Consider the following 15,104-nt stretch of genomic DNA (forward strand, 5'->3'; position numbering starts at 1 on the left):
TTAAATTCTGATTGTGAAAAAATATTATGAAGTATATAGTTAAAGTTTTAGATATTTATAATTTTAACTATCAAATGGTATTCTTTTTGGTGAAGTGGTAATTAATATAAAATATTATTGAAGAGCGGATTTATTTTTAATGATTACTAACTATTAATTTTTATGAAATGGAAAATTTATTAAAGGAACTTCAAAAAAGAGGTTTAGGATTAGATGAAGTTGTTTTCGAACATCGTAACAAAGCTTATGGCGCTTATCAATTGAGACATGATTACGGAAGCAATCTGTCAAAAGCGATGTTTATCGGTATTGGTTTATTTATTAGTGTTGCTGCTCTTCCTTTTATTATTAACTCTTTTAAGTCTGATGCTATTATTGAGGATGTTATAACAGGTCCTCCAACGATGGTTCATATCCAAAAAGATATCGAGGAGCCAACGCCGCCACAGGCTACTACACCGCCACAACAGCAGCAAGTTGTTAATACTGTTGAATATATTGTTCCCACACCAAGTCGTCAAGTTGATAAGGAGAAACCAATTGCTTCAACAACCGAGATTAATGATGCTGCAATTGGTCCACAGACTATAGTTGCGCCAATAGCTCCCAGTACATATGCTCCTATTACGCCGCCGGTGATTGGGACAGGTAATGTACCAACTGTACCAACAACAAGTACGGTTCCTCCAAAAGATCCTAATGCAATCCCGACACATGTGGATGTTGAAGCAAGTTTTAGAGGTGGAGTAGAGGCTTTTCGACGCGTAATTGGTGAGAATTTTGACACTTCAGAGGTTGATCAAAGTGGGGTAATTAGTACAGTTGTGACTTTTGTTGTAGAGAAAGACGGAAGTATTTCTAATGTCAAAGCAAAAGGTACTGATGCGGATTTTAACCGTGAAGCGGAGCGTACTATTAAAGATATCAGAACAAAATGGACGCCTGCTAAACTAGATGGCGAATCTGTAAGATCTTACTTTAGAATTCCGATTTCTATGAAAATTGAGTAAAACCTTCTTTTTTAAATATTTAAAATTTTATCCACATTAATTTGAAAATGTGGATAATTTTTTTTACATCTATTCCGTTGAATAATAATGTTTTATATAATCTCTAAACATCCCTGTGGATATAGCATTTTAAAAAATTGTATTTTTGAGAATTAATTGAATTTTATGGCAAAGATTATAGGTGTAGCGAATCAAAAAGGTGGTGTGGGCAAAACGACAACTGCCGTTAACTTAGCATCGGCATTAGGGGTTTTAGAAAAAAGAATTCTTCTTATCGACGCCGATCCACAGGCGAATGCAACTTCGGGTTTAGGCATCGAAGAGGTTAACGCGTCAACTTATGATTTGTTAGAGCACAGTGCAGAAGCTAGAAAATGCATCTTGCCAACCAGTTCTCCTAATGTGGATATTATCCCATCGCATATCGATTTGGTTGCTGCCGAAATCGAATTAGTGGATCGTGAAAACCGCGAATACATGATGCGCAAAGCTTTAGAATCGGTTAAAAAAGATTACGATTATATTATTATCGATTGTGCGCCAAGTTTAGGTTTAATAACGATAAATGCTTTAACGGCTTCGGATTCTGTGATTATTCCGATTCAATGTGAGTATTTTGCATTGGAAGGTTTGGGCAAATTATTGAATACGATTAAGAATGTTCAAAAAATTCATAACTCAAATTTAGATATCGAAGGTCTTCTTTTAACAATGTATGACAGCCGTTTGAGATTGTCGAATCAAGTTGTGGAAGAGGTTAATTCGCATTTTCCAGAAATGGTTTTCGAAACAATTATCAGCCGAAATGTTAGGTTGAGCGAAGCGCCAAGTTTTGGAGAAAGTATTCTTAAATATGATGCTGAAAGTAAAGGCGCTATCCAATATATTCAATTAGCGGAAGAAGTTTTATTGAAAAATGAAAAATTAGTAAAATCTTAATTATTGAAAGTTTTTACTAAATCAATTTAAAATATGAAAGATAAAAAAAGAGCAATGGGTAGAGGTTTGGGAGCTATCCTAAACGCTGAAAGCAAAAGTCTTATCAACACTGCTCAGGATGCTGGCGCAGAAGATTTGGTGGGGAATATTGTTGAGGTTGCTATCGAAGATATTTACCCAAATGCCAACCAACCAAGAACTTATTTTGACGAAAAAGCATTGAATGAGTTGGCACAATCGATTACGAATCTTGGTGTTATTCAGCCAATTACCTTGCGTAAAGATGGCGAAAAGTTCGAGATTATTTCTGGTGAACGTCGTTATCGTGCTTCAAAATTAGCTGGACTAAAAAGTATTCCGGCTTATATTCGTTTGGTTAATGACCAAGAGTTGCTAGAGATGGCGCTTGTGGAGAATATCCAACGTGAAAATCTAGACGCAATCGAGGTGGCTTTGACTTACCAAAGATTGTTAGAAGAAATTGGTTTAACACAAGAAAAATTAAGTCAACGTGTTGGTAAAGAGCGTAGTACGATTACTAATGCGATTCGACTTTTAAATTTAGCACCTGATATTCAGAATGCGATTAGGAGTGGTCAAATTTCTGCTGGTCATGGTCGTGCCATTATCAGTCTTGAGTCTGAAGTTGATCGCAAGAATTTATTTGATAAAGTTTTAGCAGAAGGACTTAACGTTCGTCAAGCTGAGAAATTAGCAACGCTTCTTAAAAATCCTGAAAAAAAGGAAAAAGTTGAGAAAGTTGTTAATCTTCCGAATCATATTAAAAAAGCTCAGAAAACCTTATCCGATATTTTTGAAACCGAGGTAGAGATCAAATCTTCGGGTAATGGTAAAAAAGGTAAAATCGTTCTAGATTTTAAAAATGAAAACGAATTAGAATTCATTCTTTCTAGATTAAAAGTAGATGAAGTATAAAATTGTTTGGGTTTTGATGTTGATGCTTTCGGGTTTTAGCTTTGCGCAAATTACGACGGACACCATCAAAACTGATACTCTAAAAGTCAATTCAGGAATCACAAAAATCGACAAATCGGAGGTTCAGGTTCTTGATGAAATTAACAAAAAAAACGCTCCACAAGGCGTTGTCAAATACAGTCCTATGAAAGCAGGACTGTATTCTGCTGTTTTGCCTGGGCTTGGTCAATATTACAATAAAAAATATTGGAAAATCCCAATCGTTTGGGGTGCTGTGGGGACGGGCGTTGGTATCGCACTTTGGAATCAAAAAAATTACAATCGTTATCGAAATGCCTTTGTAGCCGAACTTAACGGACAACCACATGAGTTTTCGAATATTCCTGGAGTTGACAAAACCGTTCTTGGTAATGCGCAAGATCAGTACAAAAGACAACGCGATTATGCAATTGGTATTGCAGGGCTTATTTATATTTTAAATATTGTAGATGCTGTTGTCGATGCGCATTTGTACGAAGGTCGCAAGGATCCCGATTTGGCAATTTCGCCGACGGTAATTCCTGATCAATATAGTGTTCAGCCGACGAAAGCTGGACTTAGTTTTAACTATAGATTTTAAAAAATTAACATGAAGATAGCATTAGTTGGATATGGGAAAATGGGGCAAATTATCGACGAAACTGCTCAACAAAGAGGACATGACGTTGTTGCAAGGCTTAAAGAAACGCCTACGCTTGATTCTTTAAATAATGCTGATGTGGTCATCGAATTTTCTAATCCAGAAGCGGCTTTTAACAATATTAAATTCTGTCTAGAGCAACAGATTCCTGTCGTTTGTGGGACAACGGGCTGGCTAGAGAAAAAACCTGAAATTGAGAAAATCGCAATCGACAACGAAACGGCTTTTATCTACGGATCCAATTTTAGTTTAGGTGTTAATCTATTTTTTGCCATGAATGAAAAACTTGCGCAATTGATGCAAGCTTTCAAAAATGAATATAATTGTCAGCTAGAGGAGATTCATCATGTTCATAAAAAAGATGCGCCGAGTGGTACAGCGATTTCAATTGCGGAAGGTATTATAAAACATTCCAGTTTTAATTCTTGGAAGTTGGAAGAGACACAAGGTTCAGAATTGGGCATTTTTGCAATTCGCGAAGACGAAGTTCCTGGGACGCACAGTGTTTTCTACCGATCCAACGTTGACGAAATCGAATTAAAACACACTGCTTTCAACAGAAAAGGTTTTGCACTTGGAGCAGTAATCGCTTCTGAATGGATTGTGGGCAAAAAAGGCATTTTCGGAATGAACGATGTTTTAGGTTTGTCCTAAAATTGTAACATTTTTTAAATTTGCTTACTAATCATTTAAAAATATTAAATCATAAAATAAATTTCTATGGATTATATATTACAATATAGCATTTATGTCTTGATTGTTAGCGTATTGATGGGGCTTTCGACTTGGAAGCTTTTCAAGATCATGGGTTACAATCCGCTATTTGCATTTGTTCCGTTTTATAACTATCTCATTATTCAAAAAGAAACAAAACATCCGAAGTGGTGGGTTGCTATTGCTTATTTTCCGATTGTTGGACCAATTATGATGTCGGTTTTTCATGTTTTTTTAATGAAAAAATTTGGAAAAACAGGACCAGTTAATGCTTTGTTGACAGTTATTTTGCCATTTATTTTTATGGCGACGGTTAACTATTCCAAAAATCCAGAAATCGAAGAAGAAGATATTGATGAAGAAGGCAAAAAGAAAGAAACTTTTATTGGTTCGGTGACTTTTGCTGTGGTATTTGCGACGATTATTCACGTTTTCATCACGCAGCCTTTTGGGATTCCAACTGGATCGATGGAAAGAACTTTACTGGTTGGAGATTTCTTATTTGTAAATAAACTTAATTATGGTTACAGAATGCCGATGCGTCCTGTTGCTTTACCATTTTTACAAGGAACTATTTTTGACACTGGACAAAAAGGAAACCCAAAAGATGATCCTAAATCTTATGTTGAAGCCGTTAAGTTGCCCTATTTGAGATTGCCAGGTTGGGAAAAACCTGAGAAAAATGATATTGTAGTTTTCAACTATCCCGATGATTCTGTGCACATTGCGACTGATAGAAAAGATCCTTATGTAAAGCGTCTTGTAGCGGTTGGTGGAGATGTTGTAGAATTCCGTGCGGGAAGATTATTCATTAATGGAAAACCAGAATTTGTAAAAGGCGATCAAGAAGTTCAGCATAAATATATTGTAAGAAGTGCTTCGCAGTTGGATATTCCGGGTCTTTATAAGACTTTCGGATTTTTACCAGTTGTTGAAGGTCAAGATGATAAAGGCTTTGTGTATCAATTCCAAGGTTTGACGGACAAAATCAGAGATGAAATCAAGCAAATTCCTGGTGTTGAAAGTGTTGACGAAGATGTTATGAAACAAGGTTTAGCGTCATTAGCTTATTACAAATATGCGACTGATGCAACTGGAAATTATATGCGTGATGCCAATGGTTATCCAGTTCCTGCTTCAAGAATTGACTCAACTAACAGTATTTTCCCAGTTAATAAAGCTTGGAATCAAGATTGGTACGGACCTTTGACAATTCCTAAAAAAGGAGATGTTATCCATTTAACGCAAGACAATTATCCAGAATATCAAAGATTAATAGGCGTTTATGAACATAATAAACTAGAAAACAAAAACGGAAAATTTTTTATCAATGGTAAGGAAACTAACCAATACACTGTTCAACAAGATTATTATTTTATGATTGGTGACAACCGTGATGCGTCGTTGGATGCGCGTTTCTTTGGCTTCGTTCCTGAAGAAAATATCGTTGGTAAACCGATGTTCACATGGATGAGCGTACAAGGACTTTTCCCAGATGCTAACTCGAGCTACCAAGCGGACAAAAAAATACGTTGGGACAGAATGTTTAAAGCGACCAATACGGGAGAAGCGAACAAAACATCCTATTGGTGGATTGCAGCGCTCATTCTTGTAGTGTTCTTTGGCTGGGATTACATCATAAAATTTTTAAGAAAGAAAAAAGAAGACGAATAAAATGTAATAAAGGTTCAATATTAAAGTGTAATAACTGATATTTTGAACCTTTGTTTTAATATGAAGAAGATGAAAGTTGTATTACCTCTGTTTTACTTTCCACCGATTTCTTGGTTTAAAGAATTTCTAAATTCTGATAATGAAATTGTTTTGGAACAGTTTGAACATTTTCCGAAGCAAACTTATCGTAATCGCGCCAATATCTATGCAGCCAATGGTAAATTATCATTAATAATACCAACGCAGCATAAAGGTAAGCAAGCAATGAAAGATGTCGAAATTTCTTATGCTGAAGATTGGCAAACACAACATTGGAAATCGATAAAGTCAGCATATCAAGCCTCGCCGTATTTTGAATATTATGAATTAAAATTGGCGAAAATATTTAACAGTCAACCCAAAACTTTATTTGAATTAAATTTGAAATGTTTAGAAATTGTTCTGGATATTTTGAAGACTGAAAAAGAATTTTCTTTTTCAAGTGATTACGAAAGCTTGCCAGCGGAAGAGGATTTTAGAAGTAAATTTTCTGCAAAGGTTGAGTCTGAAGAGGTTTTTCCAGAATATTATCAAACCTTTTCGGACAAAGATGGTTTTATTAAAAATCTTTCGGTCTTAGATTTGATATGTAATATCGGGCCTGAAAGTAGAGCTTATATTAATAATTTATAAATCTTATTTAACATGAAAAAAATTGCAGTCGCAATCTGTTATTTAGCAGGATTTGGATGGGCGTTTGCTCAATCGACGCCAATAGCAGATCAAGATAAAGATCTTATGACTTGGTATCATAAGGATTTTGCAAGTACAAAAGTATATGGTGTTAACACGCAAAATGCGTACAAATATTTGGAATCTAAAGGTCTTAAACCTAAAAGTGTTGTCGTTGCTGTATTGGATAGTGGTGTACAAGTTGATCATCCAGGTTTGGCTCCAAATATGTGGAAAAACCCAAACGAAATTCCTAATAACGGTATCGATGATGATAAAAATGGTTATGTTGATGATGTCTATGGTTGGAATTTTTTAGGAAATAAAACTAAAGACGTTGATGTTGACAATCTAGAAGTGACTAGAGTTGTTAAGAAATATAAACCGCTTTTTGAAGGTGCAGATTCTACACAGAACAAAGCCAATCAAGCGAAAATGCCAGAAGATTTCGCAATGTATATGAAGGCAAAAGCGGAGTTTTCAAAAAAAGGAACAGAAGCAAAACAAGGTTACCAAACTTATTCGATGATCGAGCAAGTTATTCCGAACGCTGAAAAACTTCTTGAAGGTAAAACTTTATCTGGAGCGACTTTAGCTAGCATAACGCCAAGTACACAACAAGATGCTATGGCCTTGCAAGTTTTAGCTCAAGTAGCTCAAAATCCAGACATGCGAGGAAAAACATCGAAGGAAGTTGGTGATTTTTTAAGAAAAGATATTAAAGAAGCTTTAGATTATTTTAAAAATCAAGCAGAGAAGCAATATAATTTAGATTTTGATCCGCGTGCAGAAATGGTTGGTGATAATTATGACGACTATTCCGAAAAATATTATGGCAACAACCATTATCAAGGTCCTGATGCTGTACATGGAACACACGTTGCCGGGATTATCGCTGGTGTGCCACAAGGTAAAGAAATCCAATACGGTGTAGCCAGTAAAGTTGCTAAAATTATGACTGTTCGTACGGTGCCAAATGGTGATGAGCGTGACAAAGATGTTGCAAATGCAATTCGTTATGCTGTTGATAATGGCGCAAAAATTATGAATATGAGTTTCGGAAAACCAGTTTCTCCTGGTAAAACACATGTTTGGGATGCTATGAAGTATGCAGAGAGCAAAGGTGTTTTGATGGTGAAAGCTGCTGGTAACGATAACGAAAACTTGGGAGAGCATGCTTATTATCCAACCAACTTTGCAACACAACAAGATGTTAAACCGTTTGTAAATAATATGATTGTTGTTGGTGCTAGTACTAATGATAATGCAGCTTTGCGTGCGGATTTTTCTAACTATAATCAATATATGGTTGATGTATTTGCGCCAGGTGATAAGATTTATTCTTCGATTCCAACGTCGACTTATAAATATGAGCAAGGAACATCTATGGCTTCACCAGTTGTAGCTGGTGCTTCGGCGGTCTTGTTGGCTTATATGCCAAACTTAACGCCCGCTCAGGTTATAGAATCTTTAACAAAATCTGTTAACAAAAGTTCGGCAAATGATTTTGCTAAACAATCTGTAGCAGGAGGTGTTATTGATGTTAAAAAAGCAGCAGAATATGCTTATACTCATTTTTACAATGGAAAAAATGAAACGTCAAGTCAGAAAGCACCTGTTAAAAAAACAACTAAGAAAATAATAAAAAAAACTGTTAAAAAGTAAAACTTTTTGATAGATAAGTGTTTAATTAAGAAAATGTCAAAATAATTTTGACATTTTTTTTTGTAATTCTCTTTTGGCATAATTTTTAATACTTATAGAACATATAATTGTTTTGACTATGAAAAATTTACTTTTATTAGGAGTTTTAGGAACGAGTTTGTTCTTAACTTCATGTAAGACAGCTAACACTGGAGATTCTAACACAGTTTCGGCTAAGGAAGCACAAACTAGAAGAGCAGAAGCTTTGAAAATGAAAGGTACTTGGGAAATAACAAGTGTGGACTATGACAAGTCTTTTAAGATTAAACCTTTTGATGAAGGTGCAGACGCCCAATGTTTCGTAGGAAGTCAATGGAATTTAATTCCAAACAATTACACAGGTACTTATACGATTAACGGTGGGGGAGATTGTCCTACTGTAACGCAGCCAATATCTTTTGAAGTAACTAAGTTTAATGAATTTAAATTCAAAAAAGTTATGACTGGTGAAAAAGCTAAAAACGTAACTGCTGGTTATGTTATGGAACTTCAAAACTTATCGCAAAGTAATTTTACTTTAGTGCAGAATGTTAATTTTGAAGGTAAGACAATTAAAGTATATTACAATTTCCAAAAAGTTCAATAATCAAAAAAATAAATTATGAAATATCTAAATAAAACAAATATCGCAGCTTTATTTATTAGTTCAACTTTAATGTTGACAAGTTGCGAAAGTGTGAAAAACGCTAATAACACACAAAAAGGTGCAGCAATTGGTACTGCAGCTGGTGCTATCGTAGGAGGTATTCTTGGTAATAACATTGGTAAAGGTGGTAATGCGCCTCTAGGAGCTGTTCTTGGTGGTGTTGTAGGAGGTGTTGCTGGTGGTGTTATCGGTAACAAAATGGATAAGCAAGCTAAAGAAATTAAAGAAGTACTTCCAGGTGCGGAAGTTGAAAGAGTTGGTGAAGGTATTAAAGTAACATTGCACGAAAATACGGTTAACTTCGACTTTAACTCTTCTAACCTAACCTCTGCTGCTAGAACTAATCTTGATAAATTGGTTACAGTTCTTAAAAATAATCCTGATACTAATATTAATATTTATGGTCATACAGATAGTATTGGTACAGAAGCTGTTAATTTGAGAATTTCTCAACAGAGAGCTGCTGCGGTTAAAAATTATTTTGTAGCTAATGGTATAGCTGGTTCGAGAATGTTTACAGAAGGATTAGGAAAAGGAAGTCCAATCGCATCTAACGATACAGATGCTGGTAGAGCGCAAAACAGAAGAGTAGAATTTGCAATTACTGCGAACGAAAAAATGATTCAAGATGCCCAACAAGGTAAATAAGAATTAATACATAAAACATACAAAAACCGCAACTTGCGGTTTTTTTTATTATCAGATAATTCTTAATTTTGGCATCTAATAATACAAATGAGAAAATATCTAAAACTTATTCGGGTAGAACAATGGGTCAAGAACCTCTTTGTTTTTCTTCCGCTATTTTTCTCGGGCAATATTACCAACGTTGATTTATTCATCAAAAGTATATTTGCTTTTATAGTGTTTTCGTTTACAGCAAGTTCCATCTATATCATTAATGATTACATGGACATTGAGTCAGACAAAAAACATCCAGAGAAAAAAAATCGACCTCTGGCAAGTGGTGCAATTTCAAAGCCTACAGCAATTGCAATGTTCTTTGGACTTTTGGTTTCGGTAATTTTAATAGTCATTTTTGGAACTTCGTATTTTAATTATGATTTTACAAAATTTGCGATTATTATCGGCGGTTACTTCGTGATGAATCTTCTCTATACTTTCAAACTGAAACATGTTGCTATTATTGATGTTTCTATAATAGCTGTAGGTTTTGTATTAAGAGTTTTGGCGGGTGGTTATGCAACAGGATTAGCAATTTCTCAATGGGCAATTTTGTTGACTTTTGTGTTAGCATTGGTTTTGGCTGTTGGTAAAAGACGTGGAGAGCTGATCAATGCACAGGTTTCTGGTAGAACAAGAAAAGCTTTAGATGGTTATAATATTCAATTTGCGGACATTGCATTATGTATATGTGTAACATTAGCCATCGTTTGTTATTTGATGTTTACATTGTCGCCAGAAGTACAGCACAAGTTTCACCAAAGAGTATTTTACACTGTATTTTTTGTAATTTTTGCATTTTTAAGATATTTACAACAGACTTTAGTTTATAATAAAACAGAATCTCCTACCAAAATAGTGTACAAAGATCGATATATACAAGTGACATTGTTAATGTGGGTTCTTACATTTTTATTACAGATATATTTTAAATAATGAAGCCGAACTTTATTCAAAAAGTTTCCAATTGGGGAAATTATCCAATTGTGGAAGTTGAAATGAAATCTGAAGATTCGCTTTCACAAATTAAATCTTTTGTCGCAGAACGTAACGAAGTTATCGCACGTGGTAACGGTCGTTGTTATGGCGATGCCTCGCTTGGGCAACATGTTTTTTCAACAAAAAGATTAAATAAATTTTTATCATTCGATCGTCTTAATGGCGTTATCGAATGTGAATCTGGCGTACTTTTATCAGAGATTCTTGACGTTGTTGTATTACAAGGTTATTTCCTTTACGTGACGCCAGGTACAAAGTTTGTCAGTGTTGGAGGTGCCATAGCTTCTGATGTCCATGGTAAAAATCATCATGTCGAAGGTTGTTTTTCAGAATATGTTATTGAGTTTAAAATCTTAAATGAAAACTCCCAGGTTATCACTTGTTCGCGAGAAGAAAATTCTGATTTATTTTGGGCAACTATTGGCGGAATGGGACTTACAGGCATTATCCTTTCTGCTAAAATCAAACTAAAAAATATTGAAACCGCTTACATTCGACAAGAAAGTATAAAAGCTGATAATCTTGATGAGATCTTCCAACTCTTTGACGAAAGCGAAGATTGGACATACAATGTCGCTTGGATCGATTGTTTACAAAAGGGGAAAAATATTGGACGTTCTATTCTTATGCGTGGCGAACATGCTTTGAAGGCTGAGGTTAGTAAATCTAAAGGTCAAAATCCTTTACGATTAAAACCAAAATTTAGCCCGAATGTTCCTTTTTATTTTCCAGGATTTGTATTAAATACGTTGTCAATTAAGATTTTTAATTGGTTGTATTTTAATAAACAAAGAGCGAAGCAAGTTAATGGTTTTGTTGACTACGAGACATTTTTCTATCCTTTGGATGTCATTAAAAATTGGAACAGAATCTACGGCAAAAAAGGCTTTATTCAATACCAAATGGTCATCCCAAAAGAGAAGGGTAAAGAAGGTATGAAACGTATTTTGGAATGTATTGCTAAAAGTGGAAATGGTTCGTTTTTGGCAGTTCTTAAGCTCTTTGGGAAAGATAATCCACAAGCTTATAACTCATTCCCACAAGAAGGTTACACGTTGGCTCTAGATTTTAAAGTTAATTCTAAACTTAAAAAATTGATTGCACAATTGGACGAAATAGTTGAAGAATTTGACGGAAGAATTTATCTTACCAAAGACAGCATGAGCAAAAGTAGCTTGACCGATTATCTCAAAAATGTTGAGAATTCCAAATTTGTTTCGCTACAACATCAACGTATCCATAATCCCTCTTAATTCTACAAAATGATAGTAATAGGTGCTAATTCGGAAGTGGCGCAAGCTTTTGTGGAATGCTGCTTAAAAAAAGGTGAAAAGTTCAAAACCTTATATTTATTAAGTTCGAATACTGCGACTTCGGAGAAGTTTGCGAATCATATTAATGTTAAATATCTTCAACATACAGAAGTTTTAGAATTAGACGTTCTAAAAGAAATTGACTACAAAAATTTTGACCATATCGAGTCCGATTTGTTGTTTTGTGCAAGCGGATATCTTGGTTTAGGGACAGAAGAAGGTCTTTACGATAATAAAAATACAGAACGAATTTTAGATATTAATTTCTCTAAATTGGTTCCTGTTCTTAACCATTTCGCAAAAAAAATGGAATCTAAAAGACAAGGTAACATGATTGTATTGTCGTCTGTTGCGGGCGATAGAGGTCGTCAAAGTAACTTTATCTACGGAAGCGCAAAGGCTGGTCTTACGGCTTATCTTAGCGGACTTAGAAATTATTTATTTGATAAAAAAGTTCATGTTATGACGGTTAAGCCAGGCTTTATGGCAACCAAAATGACAGAAGGTTTACCGCTTAATCCAGCTTTAACAGCAACGCCAGATCAAGCAGCTTTAGCTATTTTTAAAGCTTACAAAAGCAAAAAAAATACAGCTTATGTACTGCCAATTTGGAGTTTGATAATGATGATTATCAGAAATATTCCAGAATTTATTTTTAAGAAATTGAAACTTTAATTGTTTTAAAAAATGAAAAAATTGTATGTATTCGATTTTGATGGGACTTTAACTTACAAGGACACGATGTTTTTGTATCTTAAATATTTTAATCCATCGAAGTATAGATTTCAATTTTTGAAACATGCACCGCTTTTTGCTTTGGTTAAATTAAAACTTGCTGATGCAGAAACTGTGAAGAAAAGCTTTATCGCATCAATTCTTAAAGGTCAAACGGAAACCAAACTTAACCAAGTTGCCGATCAATTTTTTGAACAGCACTATCCAAAGCTTATTCGTGATAATGCTTTAGATTTTATTGATAAGATTAAAAAAGAACAAACGGATTCTTACATTGTCACAGCGTCTTTAGATATTTGGGTGCGACCGTTTGCAGAAAAATTTGGGATGCAATTGTTAGCAACCAAAGCCGATTATCAAAATGGCGTTTTTACAGGTAAGTTTGCTACTAAAAATTGCAATGGCGAAGAAAAAGTAGTTAGAATAAAAGAAGCGATTAGTGGGCGAAAATTCGATAAAACCATAGCTTTTGGCGACACTTCGGGAGATAAACCGATGTTAAAATGGGCAAATGAAAGTTTTTATCAATTTTTTCACTAATTTCGTATCAACATAAATGAGGCACATCGCTTCATTTTTTTTTAAAATTTTTTAGTAAAAATGGAAAAGGTATATTTAGACAACGCAGCAACTACGCCGCTTAACGAAGAAGTTATTGACGCAATGGTGTCTGTTCTTCGTGGGAATTATGGTAACCCGTCTTCTACGCACAGTTTTGGTCAAGAGGCAAAAACACTTTTGGAAGAAGTTAGGCGAAAAATTGCAGAAGCGCTGCGTGTTACCCCGGGTGAGATTGTTTTCACGTCTTGCGGTACCGAATCCAACAACATGATTATTAAATCTTGTGTTAATTATTTAGGCGTTCAGCGTATTATTACATCGCCGTTAGAGCACAAATGCGTTGCAGAAACTTGCCTAGAGATGAAAAAGCTTAATGGTGTTGAGCTTGTTTATTTGCGTCCTGATAACAAAGCAAATTTAAGTTTAGAAAAACTTGAAGAGCTTCTTCAGAATTCTGAAAAAAAGACTTTAGTGACTTTAATGCACGCTAACAACGAAGTTGGTAATCTTCTAGATTTAAAAAAAGTTGCAGAGCTTTGTAAAAAATATGACGCTTTATTCCATTCGGATACGGTGCAAACGATGGCGCACTTGGATTTAGATTTTTCTAAAATCCCACTTGATTTTGCATCTTGCAGCGCGCACAAATTCCATGGTCCAAAAGGAAGTGGTTTTGCATTTGTGAGAAAAGCGTCTGGTCTTAAAGGTATTATTACTGGAGGTCCACAAGAAAGAAGTCTTCGCGCAGGTACAGAAAATGTTTGTGGTATCGTTGGACTTGGTAAAGCTTGGGAATTGTCGATTGACAATATGTCGGAGTACAGTTCTCATATTAAGGATATTAAAAACTATTGTAAATCTGAGATTGAAAAAAAATTCCCTGAAGCTAAATTTAATGGAGAATCAGCGACAGAAAATAGTCTTTATACAGTATTGAATATTTTGTTGCCATTCAAAAATCCGTTAATCGGATTGCAATTGGATATGCAAGGCGTTGCGATTTCGCAAGGAAGTGCTTGTAGTTCTGGCGCTGCGAAACCGTCAATGGTTTTGATGTCTATTTTGGACGAAGAAGAGTTGGAGAATTGTACACCACTTCGTGTATCTTTCAGTCATTATACAACTAAAGTTGATATTGATAAATTTATTTCGGCATTAAAAGAAGTTTCAAAAGGTTTCATTATAGAAAAACAAAATACCGAGCATAGATAATAATTTATCCGATTAGGTATATTTTTTGTAATTTTGTTGAGTATTAAACAAAGAATAAAATTATGGCAGTAGAGATTACAGATCAGTCCTTTCAAGAAGTAGTATTAGCTTCGGATAAGCCTGTATTAGTAGATTTTTGGGCAGCATGGTGTGGTCCATGTAGAATGCTAGGTCCAATCGTAGAAGAATTAGCAAACGATTTTGATGGAAAAGCTGTTGTTGGGAAAGTGGATGTTGATAATAATCAAAATATATCAATGGAATATGGCATCAGAAATATTCCAACACTATTAATTTTCAAGAACGGAGAAGTGGTTGATAAGTTAGTTGGTGTTAGCCCGAAAGAGCTAATTGCTGAGAAACTTTCAGCTCACATGTAAAAAAAATAATACTGAAAATGAACGCTTTCCTAATAGGAGAGCGTTTTTTTTGTAAAAAATTTGTAGGATTAAAATATTGTCGTATTTTTGCAACCACAATAATCAAGGCAATTATGCTGAGGTTGGTTGAGATCCGGTAGTTCAGCTGGTTAGAATGCCGCCCTGTCACGGCGGAGGTCGCGGGTTCGAGTCCCGTCCGGATCGCAA

Annotated in this window: 16 protein-coding genes and 1 tRNA gene; all 17 read left to right on the plus strand. The window is 34.9% G+C overall.

The genetic code is table 11. From position 1 onward, the window contains the following. Positions 1–167: 167 nt before the first annotated feature. The 17 genes from AC23MB_RS09085 to AC23MB_RS09165 all read left to right on the plus strand — a co-directional run bounded on the left by AC23MB_RS09085 (position 168) and on the right by AC23MB_RS09165 (position 15,101). A complete protein-coding gene (locus AC23MB_RS09085) occupies positions 168–1,010 on the plus strand; it encodes an energy transducer TonB (protein ID WP_487787056.1) in 843 nt (280 codons plus the stop codon). 165 nt (positions 1,011–1,175) lie between these two features. Next, a complete protein-coding gene (locus tag AC23MB_RS09090; RefSeq protein ID WP_312321844.1) occupies positions 1,176–1,949 on the plus strand; it encodes a ParA family protein in 774 nt (257 codons plus the stop codon). A 33-nt stretch (positions 1,950–1,982) separates the two neighbouring features. Beyond that, the gene (locus tag AC23MB_RS09095) at positions 1,983–2,885 is read left to right on the plus strand and encodes a ParB/RepB/Spo0J family partition protein (RefSeq protein ID WP_079666104.1); all 903 of its coding nucleotides are present in this window, start codon (positions 1,983–1,985) and stop codon (positions 2,883–2,885) included. Then, positions 2,875–3,504: a DUF5683 domain-containing protein gene (locus AC23MB_RS09100; protein ID WP_185116711.1), complete on the plus strand. Its 630-nt coding sequence runs from the start codon at positions 2,875–2,877 to the stop codon at positions 3,502–3,504. Before AC23MB_RS09095 ends, AC23MB_RS09100 begins: the two co-directional genes overlap by 11 nt. 9 nt (positions 3,505–3,513) lie before the next feature. Next, the gene (gene dapB / locus AC23MB_RS09105) at positions 3,514–4,218 is read left to right on the plus strand and encodes a 4-hydroxy-tetrahydrodipicolinate reductase (RefSeq protein WP_487787057.1); all 705 of its coding nucleotides are present in this window, start codon (positions 3,514–3,516) and stop codon (positions 4,216–4,218) included. A gap of 66 nt (positions 4,219–4,284) precedes the next feature. After that, on the plus strand, positions 4,285–5,952 hold the full coding sequence (gene lepB, locus AC23MB_RS09110) for a signal peptidase I (RefSeq protein ID WP_487787058.1): 1,668 nt from the start codon (positions 4,285–4,287) through the stop codon (positions 5,950–5,952). A 60-nt stretch (positions 5,953–6,012) separates the two neighbouring features. Continuing rightward, positions 6,013–6,624, plus strand: a complete 612-nt coding sequence (locus tag AC23MB_RS09115; RefSeq protein ID WP_487787059.1) for a WbqC family protein — start codon at positions 6,013–6,015, stop codon at positions 6,622–6,624. Positions 6,625–6,636: 12 nt separating this feature from the next. Continuing rightward, entirely contained in the window at positions 6,637–8,328 is a 1,692-nt protein-coding gene (locus tag AC23MB_RS09120; protein WP_312324221.1) for a S8 family serine peptidase, read from the plus strand. A 118-nt stretch (positions 8,329–8,446) separates the two neighbouring features. Further along, the gene (locus AC23MB_RS09125; protein ID WP_312324220.1) at positions 8,447–8,953 is read left to right on the plus strand and encodes a lipocalin family protein; all 507 of its coding nucleotides are present in this window, start codon (positions 8,447–8,449) and stop codon (positions 8,951–8,953) included. A gap of 15 nt (positions 8,954–8,968) precedes the next feature. Next, complete coding sequence (locus AC23MB_RS09130) at positions 8,969–9,661, plus strand: YiaD family glycine zipper/OmpA-like lipoprotein (RefSeq protein ID WP_487787060.1); 693 nt, start codon at positions 8,969–8,971, stop codon at positions 9,659–9,661. Between the two features lie 87 nt (positions 9,662–9,748). Beyond that, entirely contained in the window at positions 9,749–10,633 is an 885-nt protein-coding gene (locus tag AC23MB_RS09135; protein ID WP_313029150.1) for a decaprenyl-phosphate phosphoribosyltransferase, read from the plus strand. After that, positions 10,633–11,949: an FAD-binding oxidoreductase gene (locus tag AC23MB_RS09140; RefSeq protein WP_487787061.1), complete on the plus strand. Its 1,317-nt coding sequence runs from the start codon at positions 10,633–10,635 to the stop codon at positions 11,947–11,949. The genes AC23MB_RS09135 and AC23MB_RS09140 overlap by 1 nt, the downstream gene beginning before the upstream one ends. A gap of 9 nt (positions 11,950–11,958) precedes the next feature. After that, positions 11,959–12,684: an SDR family NAD(P)-dependent oxidoreductase gene (locus AC23MB_RS09145; RefSeq protein WP_487787062.1), complete on the plus strand. Its 726-nt coding sequence runs from the start codon at positions 11,959–11,961 to the stop codon at positions 12,682–12,684. 12 nt (positions 12,685–12,696) lie between these two features. Next, positions 12,697–13,284 carry an HAD family hydrolase gene (locus tag AC23MB_RS09150; RefSeq protein WP_312322540.1) on the plus strand — a complete coding sequence of 196 codons (588 nt, stop codon included), beginning with the start codon at positions 12,697–12,699 and terminating at the stop codon, positions 13,282–13,284. A gap of 60 nt (positions 13,285–13,344) precedes the next feature. Next, positions 13,345–14,517 (plus strand): cysteine desulfurase family protein, encoded by a 1,173-nt coding sequence (locus tag AC23MB_RS09155; RefSeq protein ID WP_487787063.1) that lies wholly within the window; start codon positions 13,345–13,347, stop codon positions 14,515–14,517. Positions 14,518–14,579: 62 nt separating this feature from the next. Then, positions 14,580–14,897, plus strand: a complete 318-nt coding sequence (trxA, locus tag AC23MB_RS09160; RefSeq protein ID WP_079666116.1) for a thioredoxin — start codon at positions 14,580–14,582, stop codon at positions 14,895–14,897. Positions 14,898–15,027: 130 nt separating this feature from the next. Beyond that, positions 15,028–15,101, plus strand: a tRNA-Asp gene (locus AC23MB_RS09165). The last annotated feature ends 3 nt before the right edge of the window (positions 15,102–15,104 follow it).

Source organism: Soonwooa sp. T0.1_25 (assembly GCF_057652215.1).

What these genes read in the sequence shown, in the direction of transcription:
- AC23MB_RS09085 (WP_487787056.1), top strand. Translation starts at nt 168, where the DNA reads ATGGAAAATTTATTAAAGGAACTTCAAAAAAGAGGTTTAGGATTAGAT.
- AC23MB_RS09090 (WP_312321844.1), top strand. Translation starts at nt 1,176, where the DNA reads ATGGCAAAGATTATAGGTGTAGCGAATCAAAAAGGTGGTGTGGGCAAA.
- AC23MB_RS09095 (WP_079666104.1), top strand. Translation starts at nt 1,983, where the DNA reads ATGAAAGATAAAAAAAGAGCAATGGGTAGAGGTTTGGGAGCTATCCTA.
- AC23MB_RS09100 (WP_185116711.1), top strand. Translation starts at nt 2,875, where the DNA reads ATGAAGTATAAAATTGTTTGGGTTTTGATGTTGATGCTTTCGGGTTTT.
- dapB (WP_487787057.1), top strand. Translation starts at nt 3,514, where the DNA reads ATGAAGATAGCATTAGTTGGATATGGGAAAATGGGGCAAATTATCGAC.
- lepB (WP_487787058.1), top strand. Translation starts at nt 4,285, where the DNA reads ATGGATTATATATTACAATATAGCATTTATGTCTTGATTGTTAGCGTA.
- AC23MB_RS09115 (WP_487787059.1), top strand. Translation starts at nt 6,013, where the DNA reads ATGAAGAAGATGAAAGTTGTATTACCTCTGTTTTACTTTCCACCGATT.
- AC23MB_RS09120 (WP_312324221.1), top strand. Translation starts at nt 6,637, where the DNA reads ATGAAAAAAATTGCAGTCGCAATCTGTTATTTAGCAGGATTTGGATGG.
- AC23MB_RS09125 (WP_312324220.1), top strand. Translation starts at nt 8,447, where the DNA reads ATGAAAAATTTACTTTTATTAGGAGTTTTAGGAACGAGTTTGTTCTTA.
- AC23MB_RS09130 (WP_487787060.1), top strand. Translation starts at nt 8,969, where the DNA reads ATGAAATATCTAAATAAAACAAATATCGCAGCTTTATTTATTAGTTCA.
- AC23MB_RS09135 (WP_313029150.1), top strand. Translation starts at nt 9,749, where the DNA reads ATGAGAAAATATCTAAAACTTATTCGGGTAGAACAATGGGTCAAGAAC.
- AC23MB_RS09140 (WP_487787061.1), top strand. Translation starts at nt 10,633, where the DNA reads ATGAAGCCGAACTTTATTCAAAAAGTTTCCAATTGGGGAAATTATCCA.
- AC23MB_RS09145 (WP_487787062.1), top strand. Translation starts at nt 11,959, where the DNA reads ATGATAGTAATAGGTGCTAATTCGGAAGTGGCGCAAGCTTTTGTGGAA.
- AC23MB_RS09150 (WP_312322540.1), top strand. Translation starts at nt 12,697, where the DNA reads ATGAAAAAATTGTATGTATTCGATTTTGATGGGACTTTAACTTACAAG.
- AC23MB_RS09155 (WP_487787063.1), top strand. Translation starts at nt 13,345, where the DNA reads ATGGAAAAGGTATATTTAGACAACGCAGCAACTACGCCGCTTAACGAA.
- trxA (WP_079666116.1), top strand. Translation starts at nt 14,580, where the DNA reads ATGGCAGTAGAGATTACAGATCAGTCCTTTCAAGAAGTAGTATTAGCT.